Below are 18,110 nucleotides of genomic sequence, written 5' to 3' on the forward strand. Positions count from 1 at the left end.
TACAGGAAACGATTCTCCATAGAAAGGAGGTGATCCAGCCGCACCTTCCGATACGGCTACCTTGTTACGACTTCACCCCAATCATCTATCCCACCTTCGGCGGCTGGCTCCTTGCGGTTACCCCACCGACTTCGGGTGTTATAAACTCTCGTGGTGTGACGGGCGGTGTGTACAAGACCCGGGAACGTATTCACCGCGGCATGCTGATCCGCGATTACTAGCAATTCCGACTTCATGCAGGCGAGTTGCAGCCTGCAATCCGAACTGAGACCGGCTTTTTAGGATTCGTTCCACCTCGCGGCTTCACAGCCCGTTGTACCGGCCATTGTAGTACGTGTGTAGCCCAGGTCATAAGGGGCATGATGATTTGACGTCATCCCCACCTTCCTCCGGTTTGTCACCGGCAGTCACCTTAGAGTGCCCATCCGAAATGCTGGCAACTAAGATCAAGGGTTGCGCTCGTTGCGGGACTTAACCCAACATCTCACGACACGAGCTGACGACAACCATGCACCACCTGTCTCCTCTGTCCCGAAGGAAAGATACATCTCTGTATCGGTCAGAGGGATGTCAAGACCTGGTAAGGTTCTTCGCGTTGCTTCGAATTAAACCACATACTCCACTGCTTGTGCGGGTCCCCGTCAATTCCTTTGAGTTTCAGTCTTGCGACCGTACTCCCCAGGCGGAGTGCTTAATGTGTTAACTTCGGCACCAAGGGTATCGAAACCCCTAACACCTAGCACTCATCGTTTACGGCGTGGACTACCAGGGTATCTAATCCTGTTTGCTCCCCACGCTTTCGCGCCTCAGCGTCAGTTACAGCCCAGAGAGTCGCCTTCGCCACTGGTGTTCCTCCACATATCTACGCATTTCACCGCTACACGTGGAATTCCACTCTCCTCTTCTGCACTCAAGTCACCCAGTTTCCAGTGCGATCCGGGGTTGAGCCCCGGGATTAAACACCAGACTTAAATGACCGCCTGCGCGCGCTTTACGCCCAATAATTCCGGACAACGCTTGCCCCCTACGTATTACCGCGGCTGCTGGCACGTAGTTAGCCGGGGCTTTCTTCTCAGGTACCGTCACCTTGAGAGCAGTTACTCTCCCAAGCGTTCTTCCCTGGCAACAGAGCTTTACGATCCGAAAACCTTCATCACTCACGCGGCATTGCTCCGTCAGGCTTTCGCCCATTGCGGAAGATTCCCTACTGCTGCCTCCCGTAGGAGTCTGGGCCGTGTCTCAGTCCCAGTGTGGCCGATCACCCTCTCAGGTCGGCTACGCATCGTCGCCTTGGTGAGCCGTTACCCCACCAACTAGCTAATGCGCCGCAGGCCCATCCCCAAGTGACAGATTGCTCCGTCTTTCCAGTTCTCTTCAGGAGAAGAAAACAACTATTCGGTATTAGCTACCGTTTCCGGTAGTTGTCCCAAGCTTGAGGGCAGGTTGCCTACGTGTTACTCACCCGTCCGCCGCTAACTATCTGAGAAGCAAGCTTCTCATCAAGTCCGCTCGACTTGCATGTATTAGGCATGCCGCCAGCGTTCGTCCTGAGCCAGGATCAAACTCTCCAATAAAGTATTGAAAAGAGCGATAAGCTCATTTTGAAACTGACGAGATTAAAAATCTCATTTATTTTGCTTTGAAAGCATACAGCCCGAAGGCTTGTACCGATTTCTCAGCGTCGATCTTGCAAGCAAGATCGTTACTCACTCGTTGTTCAGTTTTCAAAGATCAAACTTGTTTCATTGCCGTGTGTTGTTCACCTCAGCAACTTTTATATCTTATCACATCCGAACCAACTTTGCAAGCTCTTTTTTAAGTTTCTTTCGAAGCTTGGTGTTTCGCTTGCCGCACCGTGTTTCTCGTGTTTTCTTGGCCGGAATTAGAATATACCATGTACAGATTTCGAATGCAAGCTTTATTTTCAACTTTTCCGTGAGCGGTTCTCTTCCTCCCCCCTACTCCTATTATACTCTACACGATACTTCATCCGGCAGCACCAACTATCTTTCTAATCTCTGAGAATAGCAACTCTCTCACATTACACTAGTTTCTATTATATAGTAGAATGTCTTTCAATCGGGTTATATTCAGCTACTATGTAAACCTCATAGTGCTGTTTCCCAAGTTTGCTATTTAAGTATACACATCAGGGTCTGATGATCTCACCATCCGAGCCGCTTACATCAAAGAAACCAACGTTATGCTTCCTTGCCAACTCACGCATCATTATATAGGCGTCCTCCGCAACAGACCACGCGAATGCAGCATAAATCACTTCTTTTCCTAGCGAGTATTCTGTTAATCGATTATCTGTTCCGGCTTCTTCCATCGCTTCAAACACATCGTCGTCTACATTCATGGAAGGAAATATAAGAATGAGTTCTTCGTAAAAACGTTGAAGCTGCTCTGAGCTCACCTTAATGTCTGAATAGGAATGGTCCTCTGACCATTTTGTCTGCTCACCATACCATCTCATAAACGACGTTTTATCAACTGGAGCTTTGGCTGGATCAAAAACCATCAAATCATAACTCATGTATGTTCCCCCTTTATATATAGAAGAAAGTCAATTTCGATCTCCCATAGATCAAGAATATCCCCTACGTAGAACATTTCAAAGAGTCTCCTGTCCCTTCTTTTAGAGCTAACGCTACATATATAAGAAACAAAAAAAAGCGAAAGCCCCGTTAAAGTACAAGGCTTCCGCTTCTTTCATTTGTATAAATAAGAAATACATTATAAGTCTCTGACCCAATTCATTCAGTCAAACTTTTATTCTCCACCGATAAATACATACCGGCATATAACAATGATAGCCAATATCCACATAAGCCAGTGGATCTTCACTTTGCGCTCCGTAACCAGGTTGCTGAATACGGCCAGGATTACATAGGATACAATCCCTGCGGAAATCCCGTTTGCAATTCCTCCAGTGAAAGGCATCAATACGATTGTAAGGAATGCCGGGAAAGCTTGCAGGAAGTCATCCCACTCAATGCTGCGAACCTGATTCATCATCAAGACACCCACGATGATCAATGCCGGAGCTGTTGCAGCGGACGGAACAACCAATGCCAGTGGAGCAATAAACAAAGCCAGGATGAACAGGATACCTGTGGTTACAGAGGTCAGACCTGTACGTCCACCAGCTTCGACGCCAGAGGCACTTTCAACGAATGCGGTAATTGTACTTGTACCCAGTGCAGCCCCTGCACTTACACCCACTGCATCGACGAGCATTGCTTTACCAATTGTTTTCTCGCCTTTTTTCTTATCCTTCATAATCCCCATTCGTGTTGCTGTACCCACCATTGTTCCGAATGTGTCAAACAGCTCCACAAAGGTGAAGATGAAGATGATTTCAAACAATCCAAGGCTAATTGCACCCTTCAAATCCAATTGTCCAACTGCCAGATCACTGAAGTTAGGCAACCAGCTTGCACCGGACAAACCGCTGAGATTCGTAACGCCCATAGGGATACCAATCAACGTTGTAGCAATGATACCAATTAGCAATGCACCTTTGACGCGCATAACCATCAGTACAGCAATAATGAGCAGTCCAATCAGTGCGAGCAATGCATCATGATGTGTGATGAAGTTGCCCAAAGACAGATTAAAACTGCTGCCCGGAATCGGTTGGCTCAGATCCGCATCAGGTGCAACATTGACTGTTACAGCGACCAGATTAGCCAGTTTGAAACCTACAATGGTTATAAAGAGACCAATACCAACTGTGATTGCCATTTTTAATGAGTCTGGAACTGCAACGAGCAGCATTTGACGAATTTTGGTCACTGTCAAAATAATAAACACGATACCAGAGATAAATACCGCTCCGAGAGCTGCCTGCCAGGAAATCGCACCGTTGGAACTCAGAACCACGGTCATGAAGTAAGCATTCAAACCCATACCTGGTGCAAGGGCGATCGGAATGTTAACGAACAATCCCATAATGATGGTCATCAAACCAGCACCTACGGCTGTTGCAAAAAATACTGCATTGTCCGACATACCAGCTCCGGCCGATCCCAAGAACAACGTGTTTACGAAAAGAATGTACGCCATTGTCATAAAGGTAGTAAGACCCGCAACAATCTCCGTTCTAACGTTCGTTCCGTTTTCTTTTAATTTAAAGAAACGATCCATAATTCACCAATTCCCCCTTAGAGATGTTGAAGCCTTTTGAAAAACGACAAATACCCCTGAAGATGAATACATCACCCAGGGTTATAGCTGATGAGGAGTGGCACGGTGCCAATTACGGAGAACAAAAAAAATTCTAATGTGCGTGATGTCCTGCCCGACGCAATCATGTAGAATTCATGTGCTCAGCCTTCTCCTCTTCGTAGCCAGATCATTAGGGTGATCTCGTAGAAACTCCCAGGCCAATCCCCGGGATTATACGAAGTAATATGCGCTATTTGTGTGTTTCCAATCACTATTTTAGGAGGGTTACCTCTAGTTTGTCAATGAGAAAAACGAATGTTATTATCACTCATCATATAAATCGTTCGTATTATTTAGCAAAATGAACCAGTTCAGCGGTTTACAACCCAAATTAAACTGAGGTTTCCGGTGAGCTTTTCGAGTATATGTCGATCCTGGCAAAGGGTGTTTCCCTCTTCTGCAAAAAATAAAAAAAGCTACCGCAATCAAAGGTGGATCGCACACTTTGATTGCGGTAGCTTCATGGGTTACCGAGAAGATGTTTATGTGATGAGGCCATGTATTTGGATATTCAAAAAGATTAGGTATAGAGAGCAGGCTACCACGGTTAATAGATCATTTTTTACATGATAGGTCCTATGCGGTATATTCTAAATCTCTGTCTGAAGCACGTCCTGTGCCTGCTGTTGTTCCTGACGTGTATTACTAGTCGATCCCTCAGACAATTCCTGATTCTGGGCTTGATCGGAAGACGAATCTGCTGCCTCCAAATTTACAAATGAAGATTCCCCCGCACCAAGAGCCAAGTCCTGCATACCGGAGCCGCATCCTGCCAGCATCACCATCAGAAACGCACTTCCAATGCCCATCTTCCATTTGCTCATATTGTCGGTTTTACGCATACATTCAATTCTCCTTTCAGTTGCCATATAGCTGTATTCTGTACTTAGTGTACAAGCCGGACATGAAAACAATATGAAACGAACCTAAAAAAGGAATTAAATATTCAGAGATTCATCGTTATACCACCATCCGCTCTCATCCCACATGCCTGCTGCCATTATCGCCTGCTTCACCACTTTTTGCTGTTTGGCACTTTTCAAATGAACGATCATACTTTCCAAGGATGTATGATGAATCAGGGATTCGATTTCTTCGGCATTCATATGCTTCATTTGCAGAAGAGCGAGCTCTTTCAGACTTTTGGAAGTCTTTGCCCATTCAATATTCTCCACATTCACATTGTTCAGGGAAACACGCTGTAATTCAGTCAGATTCTCAAGAGACGGTAGACTAGATATATGTGGCTGGTCTTCTATCCCTAATAAGCGCAACCCCTTCAGATCAGGCAATACGGTAAGATCGGATAAACCTTTCACTCTTAGGAGCTTCAACATTTGCAAGGATTCCATTCCAGCAAGGCTATCCAGATTCTCTGCTCCACCAAAACTGAGATGAAGTTCGCGCAAATACGTTAAATCTTTTAAGTATCCCAATTCCTTTAATGGCATTCCCGAAACATAGAGGGACCGGAGTGAAGACAATGTACCGATCGTTTCGATGTTAGTTGTATGACCATTCACACTCAGCGTTTTAAGCTCAGTAAAGCGGTTAAGTACGGACAAATTGGTTTTCTTTGTTTTGGTTTTACCGATGCGGAGCTGCTGTAAAGTGGCAGGTACAAGTGTTAATGCATCAAGAGATTCCGCTTCAAATACGTCAAATGCAAACTCTTCTAACCTTAGCAATTCACCTAAGCCCTCAATCCCATGAATGCGTCTGTTACAATCAATCACAAGCTTTTCTACATGGTTCATATATTTTAGAACAGACAAGTCGCCAGATTGCGAATGAAAGCCATATATACGAAAAGTAACATCGGGTCTATTTGCAAACAGCTCCTCATTCAATATCTGCATCAAGTCCACACCCGGGATATTGTGCTCGCTGTATTGGACAATCTTTAGATCAGAATTAGACGTAAGTGCAGCAACATCTTCAAGAGTCCATCCAGGGTTGAGTTCAATTCTTTCCTTCATCCGCTATAGTTCCTCCTTACAGAGTGTTCTTCTTCGTAGTATCAATTGCAGATTTTATCCGATACATCCCAAGGGATACGTGCCCAGTCAGCTGTCATACCATCGATGGACGTTTTAAATTTTTCATAAAAAATGCATTTTAAGTTTCATAGCTCATCAACACGGTCAGTCTTGTTTAAGTTTCCATCCTTGTCAGATTAATTTTCTCCACGAAACGTGTATACTAATATTAGGATAGGAGGAGAAATATGAGAATTAACAATAATCTGCCAGCATTAAACGCCAAAAATAGAATTAATAATAATAGTAACGCCAAAAAAACTTCTTTTGAAAGACTTTCGTCCGGTCTACGCATTAGTCGCGCTGCTGATGACGCTGCCGGTCTAGCTATTAGCGAAAGTATGCGTGCTCAGATTAGGGCTTTAGAGCAAGGAGCAAGAAATATCCAAGATGGAATTTCATTAATTCAAACTGCGGAAGGTGCTCTCAATAGCATAACAAGCGGACTTCAAAGAATCAGAGAACTACTTGTTCAAAGGGAAAATGATACATACACCTATAGTGATAAAGAAACAATTAATCAAGAAATTACACACAACCTCCGAAATATAGAGGATATAACAAACAACACACAATTCAATGGAATCTACCTTTTGAACGGGTCACTTACTAATGCTGCTGTCCATACAGGTACTGACACAATTCCGCTAAGCATTAATGACATGCATCTGGACCTATATTATAGGGAGAATTTTAACGATCAAAATAGGTTTTCACAATGGCATCCTGCGCAAGGTGCCTGGACAGTCCAGAACGGATTATTGACACAGTCCACTGAAGGCGTTGGTGACAAAACGATTCTCTCGGAAGTAATTCAAGGTAACGATATGACCATCACGGTCAATGGAAAATTCATGACGACACATCCAGATGGAAATATTGGCATAATTATTAAAGGAGACGACTTTAACAACCAAGTTTTTGGTTGGTATAGCCAGTACGGTGGATTATATATTGGAGAACGCGTAAATGGATCATATCGATTAATTACCTCCATAGTAGTGGATCCTGCCCAATTGGATCAGAACTATGAACTTACCGGAACTGTTGTAGGCAATTATTATACATTTTCTGTTACGGGTGTAGGAAAGATCGAAGGCTATTCCGCCAATACATCCATGCTTGAAGGCTACACCGGATTGTTCACCGCATTTTCGGAAGCAAGTTTTGATGATTATGAAGTCATTCCTCATATCACAGTAACAGATATCAAAACGGCTTTAGATAAAGTCACAGGGGAGCGTGCAAAATTAGGCGCCTATCAAAATCGACTAGAGTACGCCTATAACAACACATCCAACTATTCTGAGAACCTTACAGCATCCGAGTCACGAATCAGGGACACTGACATATCCAAAGAAATGATAAAGATATCTACACTGAGTATTCTAACCGATGCCTCTCAAGCCATACTTGCTCAAGCAAACAGTCACCCCCAACGAATACTGGAGTTACTTCGGAACTAGGGTTGATTAATTCATATAACCAATATAAAAAGCTCATTCTTGATAACAATTTATCAAGAATGAGCTTTTTATTTAAAAATCCAAGGGTTCCAACCATATCAGGGCTTCTAAGCAATGAAGTCCACTAATATTTCACACCTATTCCCACTCAATCGTTGCTGGTGGTTTGGAAGTTACGTCATACACGATACGGTTTACGTTATCCACTTCGTTAACGATCCGCACGGAGATCTTCTCCAATACGTCCCAAGGGATACGTGCCCAGTCAGCTGTCATGCCGTCGATGGATGTTACAGCACGAATACCTACAGTGTAGGAATACGTACGCGCGTCACCCATAACCCCAACACTCTTCATGTTAGGCAGGGCTGTGAAGTATTGCCAAATCTCGCGATCAAGGCCAGCTTTAATAATCTCTTCACGCAGGATGTAGTCGGAATCACGAACGATTTTGAGCTTCTCTTCCGTTACTTCACCAAGGACACGGATCGCAAGACCTGGACCCGGGAAAGGCTGACGGTGTACAATTTCGTCCGGCAGGCCGCACTCTGTACCCACTTTGCGCACCTCATCCTTGAACAGAGTGTTCAGTGGTTCGATCAGTTTGAAGTTCATGTCCTCAGGCAGACCGCCTACGTTGTGGTGGGATTTGATCGTCTGTGCAGTCGCTGTACCACTTTCCACGATATCCGTGTACAGTGTACCTTGCGCCAGGAATGCAAAATCATCAAACTGCTTGGACTCTTCATCAAATACGTAAATAAACTCGTTACCGATGATTTTACGTTTTTGTTCCGGATCATCCACACCAGCCAGCTTGGACATGAAACGCTCCTGCGCATCAATTTTAACCACTTTCATATCGAATTTGCCGACGAACGTCTCCATTACGCTTTCCGCTTCGCCTTTGCGCAGTAGACCGTGGTCGATAAACATACAAGTCAGTTGATCACCAATTGCTTTGTGCAGCAACGCAGCAACAACGGAAGAATCCACGCCGCCACTGAGTGCGCACAGCACTTTGCCGTCGCCGACTTTTTCACGAATATCCTTGATCGTGTCATCGATGAATGTCTCCATCGTCCAGTTGCCTTCGCAGCCACAGATTTCGAACAGGAAGTTTTTGATCATTTCATTACCGCGAACAGAGTGGCGTACTTCTGGATGGAACTGAACAGCATACAATTTGCGCTCGTCGTCGCTCATCGCTGCGATTGGCGCACTTTCCGTGCCTGCATCCAGTTTGAAGCCCGGAGGAAGAGTAACCACGTGGTCACCATGACTCATCCATACGGTATGTTCGCCTTCAATGCCTTTTGCAAGTGTAGCGCCTGCTGCAAACTCAAGGTCTGCTTTTCCGTACTCACGCTTCTCAGAACGCTCCACTTTACCATCAAGCTGCTGCGCCATGAGCTGCATACCGTAACAAATTCCGAAGATTGGCAATCCCAGATCATAAACGGCCGGATCTACATGTGGTGCATTTTCTGCGTAAACGCTAGATGGTCCACCCGAGAACACGATTCCCTTCGGTGATAATTCTGCGATTTTCTCCGCCGGTGTGTTATACGGCAAAAGCTCACTGTATACGCCCAGATCCCGAATTCTTCTGGCGATTAACTGGTTGTATTGGCCCCCAAAGTCAAGGACAACCACGATTTCATTTTGCTTATTCATTACCGAGCCTCCCTCAATTAATGAAACTAATTATACGCAACGACAAAACATACCGTCAAGGAAAGGCGAAACTCCTTTTTTCGACATCTCAAAACTTGGCATATTCAACGCCTGAGATTACAGTAATTGGTCGAATATTCCTGCCTTCATTCTATACATTTGCCGATCGGAAATATAAGAAAAGGGTTGATGTTCTATTTTATCAATAAAAGATATCTTCCGCATGAAGTTCACGGTGTATGATCGCGGAAAGACGCCTCGTTCGCTTTATGGGCGAGAAAGGCGTCTATGTTAAGGGCTGCACTGTACTTCATGTTACAGCGCCTGCATACGCCGGGCCAGTTGAAGTGCCCGGCGCAGGAAGTCCAGACTGTCCGCACGCAGCGGACGGTCCGGCCCGTACAGCAGCCGTTCCCAGTCGGCTGCGAACCGCGCGATGTCCGCGCCGTCCGCGCCTGCGGCCACGACGGGTGACGCTGCATATTCACGCAGCGTCATTCCCGGCGGCCGCGGGCCGTAGCGGCGCGCGAGCGCGGCCCAGACCGGAGCGGCGGCGCTGAGCAGCCGCTCGCGGTCCGGAAAGCTGCTGCGCGGCCACGCCAGCAGCAGCCTTAGCCGCAGCGCGGGGCGAAGCCGCCGCAGGCGGATGGCCCCAGCGGCGCATAGCAGCGCCGCTGCCGCAAGGGCTGCCGCGAGCCATGGGTGCGCGGCAATGGCCCGTGCGCGGGCGAGCAGCCATGCGCCCGCGTGAGCCACCCCGCCGTCCGTCTGCGGCGGGGTTACGGCAATGGGCTGCTGCCCGCTGAGCGCAGCGGCATCTTGGCCTTCACCCTGCGTCATGGTGAAGCCTGGCGTAGCCTCGAACGGCATCCAGCCTGCGCCGGGGAAATACACTTCGACCCAGGAGTGTGCATCTCCCTGGGTCACAATGTATTGCCCGGAAACGTCCGCATCGGCTTCCCCGGGTCCGAACCCCTTAACCCAGCGTGCCGGAATGCCCTCTGCACGTAGCAGCACAATCATAGCTGTCGAGAAATGATTGCAATACCCCTGCCGTGTAACGAATAGAAAATCGTCCACAAAATCCGTTCCGCGTGGTGGCATACGGGTATCCAGTGTATATTCGGCGTGGTCCACAAGGTACGACTTTACGGCTTGCACGGCATCATAACGGGTCTCACTTCCCTGAATGATTTCCTTGGCAAGCGCCTGCACGCGTCCGGGAAGCGTAGTGGGTAGCTGCAGATACGTTCTGCGAATTGCCGCCGGATCTTTCATGTTGGACTTCTTCCCCAGAAGGCGTAGTTGTTCAGGTGTTGCCACGGGAATCATGACATCTGCCGTATAACCTTTGACCGTTTGATTGTCATAAGTAGCCGCGAGCCATAACGTTGCGGAATCTTCATTTGATAGCAGTAAACGTTTGTTTTTCTGATTATCACTATTCTTATCCTGAAACGACAGATTGAGTGGCATTCCACCTGTGAAGAGGGGATTGGGTCCTCTCCACTCTCGCTTCATCGTCACCGTTTGACGAATACGTTGCCAATAGGCCGGGTACTCCCAACCATCGGCACGCACCAATCCGGATGGACTTGCCGTCTCAAAGCTCTGCACAGGATCACTCCAGGTACTTCCGTTATAATATGAACGGGTCTCGCCCCGCCAATACGTAGCTTCCGGACTTTTCGCCGTAAAAAAGATCGTGTCTCCCTGCACCAAAGGTGCGCCCATTGGTGCATCCGCTGTACTATATCCTGTGACGGCGGTTGCAGCAGGAATGCTTCCTTGCTGTGTATAGCCTGCCCAGCGGGCCAGCCGTTCACCCATCTGCTCAAGGGATACACGTTCCGGTGGAGGAATGGAAGCAAGCTGCCCAGGGAGCGCTGAGAAAAGCACCATACCTGCCGACACCGCAAGCGTTACCGCACACCAACGACCGTAAGGACTCTGCTTAAAGATCGGTGTGGTGACCCCGCCATTAAGGCGAAGCAACTGTAACATGGCCTGCATGAGCAGAATCCACAACACAGAACGTATCACCGAAGCATATACATCGAGCCCGGCAAAAGATTCAAGCAGCAGCAAATAGACCAATGTTGCACTGCCAAACAGCATCACACTTCGTCGCAGCAGTACAAGGGACTGCACGGAAGCCATCAGCATGCTCCAACCGCACATCATGAGCAGACCTCTTGTCTCCACACTAATCGAGTGAAACCGCCATGTACTCATGAAACTGCCCATATCCGTAGAAATCGTGGCCGGATAGGTAGCCGCCCAACCGACAGGGTCATTACTTCCATACATGCAGCATAATGCGGTTAGAGCAATGAAGAGCCTCATCAGTATTCCCGTGATCCAGCCGGTACGAAGCAAACCCGCGAGCAGCAAGGCCCCCGTTAATCCTGCCATCACGGACAAGAATCGTTCACTGCCCTGCTGACCCGTTGACGTAACCGGATATATCCACTCCAGGGACAATATAAGCAAAATGACAGAAAGACCGATTCTGTAAAGGACAGGTTCGGAACTGTGGCCATGACTCTTCAAATCTACTCCAGATGTTCTGGTTTCCGCTTTATATATGGTATGCAAAGAATCTAATCCGAAACTGGCGGTGTGCCTCCTGTCAGCCACAGTGGAATTCGCTTGAGCGTTTCCATTATGCTCCCACATCCGTTACCTCCACCTTTCTCATTGGAGGTAAAGCGCTGTCCGTAAGCCAATGGATCTGTACTCCACTTTGACGAAGCTGTTCCAGAGTTTCATTGCCCATGTCACGAATGGTTTGATCTGTTAACTGAACCTCTACCTTGAATCCCAAACGGATTGCACATATTGCCCACTCCACCAATGCTTCATCCATTTTGCCAGTGAGAATCACAATTCGTGACCCCAGTGCCATTCTATCCAACATCTCTGTGCGAAGCGACGGAGATACAGCTTGAGGCGTAGCAATTCGTGCCTGCGCCAGCTTATCCAACGCATGGTTTTCAGGCGAGTGCAGGAGTTCCTGTTTCCATTTCTCCTGATGAGCAGATCCCGACCCACCGCCTTCCGTCCACAGATGATAAGGAATGTTATCCCGTTCAGCAGTATGAATCCAGCGGGCAGCTGCACGGACCGCACGTTCAAAAGCAGGCGTATCCCTCTTCTCTGACTGCGGTACTTCATAACCGGATGCACCTTCATACACCAGTATACCCAGGGAGACAGAATCGGAGGTTTCAGGCAAAAAAGTCTGAAGCTTACCCGTTTTGGCTGTGCTTTTCCAATGAACACGTCCCAGCGGGTCTCCTTGCTGATATTCCCGGAACTCAGGGCTGCGATTTCCCTGACTGCTTCTCCGCTCAGACAGTGTATCTTCACCCATTGCCGAGTATTCTCCGTGATCATTCTCGCCCCATTCCGCTGCCTGAGGAACAACAATGAGCGGGGTATGATTCACCGTTTCTGCGGAGACCGTATTCCACCCGAAAACATCACCCCAGTACAATCTGCCTGACTCCCATCTGTATACACCTCTGCGCAAACCCGATAATTCATATTGATACGTAAATTGGCGACGGGTTCCCGGAAATAGTAATTTACGATGTACGCCAGCAGGCGTATTCTCACACAAAATCATCCATAACAGTGGTATCGAACAGTCGAATTTCAGCTCCACTGCCACGAGCGTTCTTTCGCCTGCCACAACCCGATTCGCATGCATTTGCCGGCGAATGTTAATATTGCGCGGACCCAACACATGGATAATCAGCGCACTTGCGAGCATCAAGGCCGCCATAATGGACAGAAATAGCGCGGCTTTGCCGCCATGCCATACATACAACGAGGCAAAAGCCACAACCAGGACAGCACCCAACATCCGTTGACCGAGCGCAGTCATTGACGCCGTCCCCTTCCCTGTGCCGCCATCTGTACAGGTACAGGGACCGATGACAGAGCTTCTTGAATCACCTGCGCCTGTGCCCAGATTTCCGCTCTGTTCTGGGCTTTTAATTGAACGCGATGGGAAAGGACAGGTACAGCCATCTCTTTCACATCATCGGGAATGACATAACTGCGTCCTTGGAGGTAAGCAAACGATTGTGCAGCAGCCATCCAGGCCAATGTCCCACGCGGACTGATTCCGAGTCTTACCGCCGGGTGACTTCTGGAGGCAACGGCAACAGCAACCAGATACTGTTTGACGACAGGGTCCACATGTACATGTTTTACTTCACGCTGCATGGCTACCACTTCTTCAGCCAGCATGACAGGACGAAGTTCATCAAGCAGCTCTCTGCTTTGCATCCGGGTTAACAGTTCGACTTCCTGCTCCGGATCAGGGTACCCCAGTCCGATCTTCATGATAAAACGATCCAGCTGCGCTTCAGGCAGACGATAGGTGCCCTCAAACTGCAACGGATTCTGCGTCGCCAGCAAAAAGAATGGGCGCGGCAAAGCATAGGTTGTGCCATCCACCGTAATGCGTCGTTCCTCCATCGCTTCCAGAAGTGCCGACTGGGTACGGGGGGAAGCGCGATTGATTTCATCAGCCAGAACAATATTGGACATGACCGGTCCTGGCCGAAATGTGAATTCTCCCGTATGCGGATGATACATCGATGTGCCCGTCACATCTGCCGGCATCACGTCCGACGTGAACTGAATTCGTCCCATGGAGCAATCCAGCGCAGAAGCGACGGCGCGAACCAGCATCGTTTTGCCAGTACCCGGTACATCTTCCAGAAGTACATGACCTCCACTAAGCATGGCAGTTAACACATAACGAATCTCTTGTTTTTTGCCAATGATTACACTCTCAACTCGCTTCATAACTCTATTCAGCAATTCTACGGCATGTTCATGTTCCATTCGGATATAAGACATTTCTCCTGATCTCCTTCCATCCATCGGCATTCCTGAACCATACTAATCTATGATTCAGTGTTGCCCGGAAGTAGAGAGAATAGTCCTGCACGAACGACTTTATTCAGATCAATTTATCCAAATACATGCTGTTCGCTGCTGCCAGAGGAACGCTGGCCTTAACCATCCATTCCTTTTCATTCGCCTTTAGTGAATCAACAGTTACTCCCATATGCTCCATCAATTCTCGCAGCGGAACCCAGATCGTTCCTCCCTGGCTCTGCACGACTCCCTCCGTCGTCCTGTCCTTTATCTGGTCTGCACGCTTCGTTGTCAGTTCGCCGCTGATGCTGTCTGCATGGATGGTTCGTTCTTTCCATATGGCTGTAGCTGTTCGGGTCTCTGCATTCCAGCGAGCGCTGCCACCGAACTTTTTCATAAAGGTCCGCAAAGGCACCATGATCCGCTGATCTTCCACGCGAAATTCTCCTTGCTTCAACGTCGCTGCTGCCAAGCCAATTTCCACCTTCAGTTCCTTGCCAGCCAACCACAGGTTGCTGTTCTCCTGTACATTTTCGGCGATCCATTCCTTACCCGGGGCTTTGCGAGACTTGTATTTACCATTGGAATTGATACGGAATTGAACAGGCTCATCCGAGGCCTTCATCGTGTCAAAACGAAAACCCTGATCACGGTAATACTTGATAATGCCAGGTAGTGCTTTTACCGTCTCGGCATGAGCGCCTCCATCATGCATCAGTACAATGACCGAACTTGCCCCGACAGGTACCTTAGTCGCATTGCGTAGGATTTCTTTAGCCGGAACACCCTTCCGTTTGGAATCACCACTATCTACGTTCCAGTCCATGACGGTGTACCCGCCCAATTTCAGCAGATCAAAATAGCTCTTGTCAAAATGTCCGTAGGTACCGCCCGGTGCCCGGACCAAATTCGGGCGAAATCCGGTAATTCGCTCCACTACCGCCTCTGTCTGTTTGATCTGCTTCCAGAACACTTTGAAATCACTGTACAGCTGTTCATAATTATGATTAAACGTATGATTGCCCAAAGCATGTCCGTCTTCCACAACCGCACGGATCATCTCAGGATAACGTTCTGCCTGCTCACCAAGCACAAAAAATGTAGCCAAAACCTGCTCCTTGCGCAAAATATCCAATACTTCACGGGTATGCTTACCCGGTCCATCGTCAAAACTCAAATAGACTACCTTGTCTTGAGTATTCTCTTCTTTGAAGGCGGGTGCATCAGAGCCCGATACAGAGGAAGCGTAAGTTGTTGTGCCTGCAGATGCAGCGAATACACACAGCAGTACCACAATGCGAAGGATTAGCACAGACCATTTTCCAGATAATAATGTATGTATTGGCGTTACCATGTACGAATCGACCTCCAACGTCTCTAGTGAATTTGCTGATAGATTTCAGCAGATTTGTTAGAATTATATGGAGGATGCGCTGAAAAAAGACGCGATTTTGTTTTATAATTTTTCACAATTTGGGATGGCTCGTGATTGATTCTTCGCTTCGGATTAGGTAGCATAATGGACAGGTAGGATCGTGAACAAAACGCCTTGGAGAGTACGTATCTCCTCCCACCCTGTCTGCAGGAGAGTGAAGTCTATTGGAATTGCTTGAAAAGGTCCAGCATCTGTTTGGATCCTACGGATACAGCGTTTTATTTTTTGGCTTATTGCTGGAATTCATCGCCCTTCCCTTCCCGGGAGAAACAACTATGGCCTATGCAGGGTTTCTGTCCTACAAGGGACATCTGGACTTCGGAATTCTGGCCATCCTTGCTTTTCTGGGAACGACGATTGGCATGACGATCACTTATTTTATTGGGGCCAAAGCAGGTCTGCCGTTCATTACACGATATGGAAAATGGTTTCTGATGAAACAGGACAAGCTGGATAAAACGCAAAAGTGGTTTGCCAAGTACGGCAATGCCCTGATCTTCATCGGTTATTTCATTCCGGGAGTGAGACATTTCACCGGATATTTCGCGGGTATAGCCGCTGTTCCCTTTCGTAAATTCGCTCTCTATGCCTATTCAGGCGCCCTGTTCTGGGTGTTGTTGTTCCTGGGTATTGGCAAAATATTCGGACCCCAATGGAACGCGGTGTTCCATCTTGCCCATCAATATACAGCTTACATCGTGGCGGGAATCGGACTGCTGCTGATTGCAGCCGTACTGTACCGTTATCGAAAAGCGTGGGCAGCCCGATCGTTGCGCAAACCTGCCGCCATTCGGCAAAGACAAAAATAAACAATAATCAAATCAATAACATATCTATCGTGATATCAAAGTTTGAATTCAAACACATTTAGCGCAGAGGTTTTTCTGCCCTATTAGATGTGGGACCTCCGGGTTAACCTTTCTATTATTAATAAGGAGCTGCATATCGCGGCTCCTTTTTTCATGTTCCTTTGGTGGTACGTCTAATCCTAAAAGCCTCACGCGCCCTTAGCCACCCATAAGTTGTAAGCAAAACAGCAATACCCGCAAAACCCAAACCGCCTGCAAAACCAAGCTTCCGTGGCTCCACCACTTCTAATAACAAACCCGCACCAAACATGGATAACCCCAGCATGGTACTACTGCAAGCCGTTACCAAACCATAGATAAGCCCTCGGTATTTCTCAGGTGTCTCACGCATCAGAAGTGTATCCAGACAAGCATTGCCTACTCCCGACATAAGGGCCAGCAGAATATAGATCAGCACTGCGATCACTGGCAGAGTCGCCACACTAAGCAGCATAAGCAATCCCCCTTCCACGAGCAGACACAGGACTACTCCCGGAAGCAGCCAATGCTGAAAATAACGAGAGCACCAGTTGCTTAATACCAGCCCCGTCCCAAGCGCCGCATAGAACAGACCTACACCCCAATCCCCAAGGGCAAACACTTCAATTGCATATACACTGATCAATACATTATCGATCCCGTTAATGACTGGTACCCATAACTCAAACAGGATGATGATCTGTAATGCTACAGACGATCGAACCAGCCGCCATATCACCGAAGGAACATGAACTGCACCATTGGCACGAGTAATCACTGAAGGATTTCCAGAAGCTGCAGCGGATGTTTTCTCCACATGTTCAAGTGACATCCCATTTGATTCAGTACTCATTCCGGATGGAAACGAGACTTTACGGATCATAACAGCTGCCACCAGGAAACACAGCGCATTGGTTATAAATGCAGCCTGCGGTCCCAGCACGGATGAGGTGATCCCCCAAGAAAGGCACCCACGATCAGCACCGTACCGTTCATTACCTGTTCAAGTCCGTTAATTTTGAGCAAATGTTCCGGCTGAACCAGCAGTGGTATGCCTGATTTGCGGACCGGCGCATAGAGAGCCTCAGCACAAGCTAGTAAAGTACTCGCTGTATATAAAATCCACAGATCATCTGCACTGTTTACAAGTAAATAACTCAGAGCAAATGGCACCCTTATCAGATTGGTAAGCAGCATGATCTTTCGCCGTGAGAAGCGCATGGTTAACATACCTCCTGCCGGGGCAAGCAGCAGAAATGGAAGCACACGCAGGCCAAGGGCAAGTCCTACGGCAAGTCCAGATCCTGTTGTGCTAAAAATTAGCGAAAGCATGGCGACCTGACAGAAACGGTCGCCTATGCCGTTCACTAAGCCCGCAACAAAGAACTTGCGGTACTCCGATTCTTTTTGTAGCAGAACCAGAATGGAAGATCTAAACAACATGACAAATCCTCTTCTCTAATATTAGATATAAATCTAATTAGATATTATTCTAATTTATAAGGATTGACAATGTTCTTTTTTTATTTTGTGG

At 47.7% G+C, this 18,110-nt stretch carries 11 protein-coding genes, 1 rRNA gene, 1 pseudogene and 1 riboswitch; of the genes and pseudogenes, 2 read left to right on the forward strand and 11 right to left on the reverse strand.

Annotation, left to right across the window (positions count from 1 at the left end; translation table 11 throughout):
* Window positions 1–22 precede the first annotated feature (22 nt).
* The 5 genes from HW560_RS01695 to HW560_RS01715 form a co-directional block, all read right to left on the reverse strand.
* Window positions 23–1,574: ribosomal RNA gene (locus HW560_RS01695) — 16S ribosomal RNA — on the reverse strand.
* A 575-nt stretch (window positions 1,575–2,149) separates the two neighbouring features.
* Window positions 2,150–2,539, reverse strand: coding sequence for a hypothetical protein (locus tag HW560_RS01700; RefSeq protein WP_090904339.1), 390 nt, complete (start codon window positions 2,537–2,539; stop codon window positions 2,150–2,152).
* A 236-nt stretch (window positions 2,540–2,775) separates the two neighbouring features.
* Entirely contained in the window at window positions 2,776–4,152 is a 1,377-nt protein-coding gene (locus HW560_RS01705; protein ID WP_090904338.1) for an NCS2 family permease, read from the reverse strand.
* Between the two features lie 180 nt (window positions 4,153–4,332).
* Window positions 4,333–4,432, reverse strand: a riboswitch (purine riboswitch).
* A 391-nt stretch (window positions 4,433–4,823) separates the two neighbouring features.
* A complete protein-coding gene (locus HW560_RS01710) occupies window positions 4,824–5,075 on the reverse strand; it encodes a hypothetical protein (RefSeq protein ID WP_090904337.1) in 252 nt (83 codons plus the stop codon).
* Between the two features lie 96 nt (window positions 5,076–5,171).
* On the reverse strand, window positions 5,172–6,212 hold the full coding sequence (locus HW560_RS01715; RefSeq protein ID WP_179261733.1) for a leucine-rich repeat domain-containing protein: 1,041 nt from the start codon (window positions 6,210–6,212) through the stop codon (window positions 5,172–5,174).
* Between the two features lie 248 nt (window positions 6,213–6,460).
* Here HW560_RS01715 and HW560_RS34180 point away from each other — a divergent pair, with 248 nt between their 5' ends.
* On the forward strand, window positions 6,461–7,738 hold the full coding sequence (locus HW560_RS34180; protein WP_090904335.1) for a flagellin N-terminal helical domain-containing protein: 1,278 nt from the start codon (window positions 6,461–6,463) through the stop codon (window positions 7,736–7,738).
* Window positions 7,739–7,876: 138 nt separating this feature from the next.
* Here the strand turns inward: HW560_RS34180 and guaA are convergent, their stop codons facing one another.
* The 5 genes from guaA to HW560_RS01750 form a co-directional block, all read right to left on the reverse strand.
* On the reverse strand, window positions 7,877–9,415 hold the full coding sequence (gene guaA / locus HW560_RS01730) for a glutamine-hydrolyzing GMP synthase (RefSeq protein WP_179261736.1): 1,539 nt from the start codon (window positions 9,413–9,415) through the stop codon (window positions 7,877–7,879).
* 315 nt (window positions 9,416–9,730) lie between these two features.
* On the reverse strand, window positions 9,731–12,094 hold the full coding sequence (locus HW560_RS01735; RefSeq protein ID WP_179261738.1) for a DUF4129 domain-containing transglutaminase family protein: 2,364 nt from the start codon (window positions 12,092–12,094) through the stop codon (window positions 9,731–9,733).
* Window positions 12,081–13,307, reverse strand: a complete 1,227-nt coding sequence (locus HW560_RS01740; RefSeq protein ID WP_179261740.1) for a DUF58 domain-containing protein — start codon at window positions 13,305–13,307, stop codon at window positions 12,081–12,083. The genes HW560_RS01735 and HW560_RS01740 overlap by 14 nt, the downstream gene beginning before the upstream one ends.
* Window positions 13,304–14,293 (reverse strand): AAA family ATPase, encoded by a 990-nt coding sequence (locus HW560_RS01745; protein ID WP_090904331.1) that lies wholly within the window; start codon window positions 14,291–14,293, stop codon window positions 13,304–13,306. The genes HW560_RS01740 and HW560_RS01745 overlap by 4 nt, the downstream gene beginning before the upstream one ends.
* A 103-nt stretch (window positions 14,294–14,396) precedes the next feature.
* On the reverse strand, window positions 14,397–15,668 hold the full coding sequence (locus HW560_RS01750; protein WP_179261742.1) for a polysaccharide deacetylase family protein: 1,272 nt from the start codon (window positions 15,666–15,668) through the stop codon (window positions 14,397–14,399).
* Window positions 15,669–15,913: 245 nt separating this feature from the next.
* Here HW560_RS01750 and HW560_RS01755 point away from each other — a divergent pair, with 245 nt between their 5' ends.
* Window positions 15,914–16,558, forward strand: coding sequence for a DedA family protein (locus HW560_RS01755; protein WP_090904329.1), 645 nt, complete (start codon window positions 15,914–15,916; stop codon window positions 16,556–16,558).
* 151 nt (window positions 16,559–16,709) lie between these two features.
* Here the strand turns inward: HW560_RS01755 and HW560_RS34360 are convergent.
* A pseudogene (locus tag HW560_RS34360) lies at window positions 16,710–18,019 on the reverse strand (MFS transporter).
* Window positions 18,020–18,110: the final 91 nt, after the last annotated feature.

This window comes from Paenibacillus sp. E222 (genome assembly GCF_013401555.1).
Classification (GTDB): domain Bacteria; phylum Bacillota; class Bacilli; order Paenibacillales; family Paenibacillaceae; genus Paenibacillus.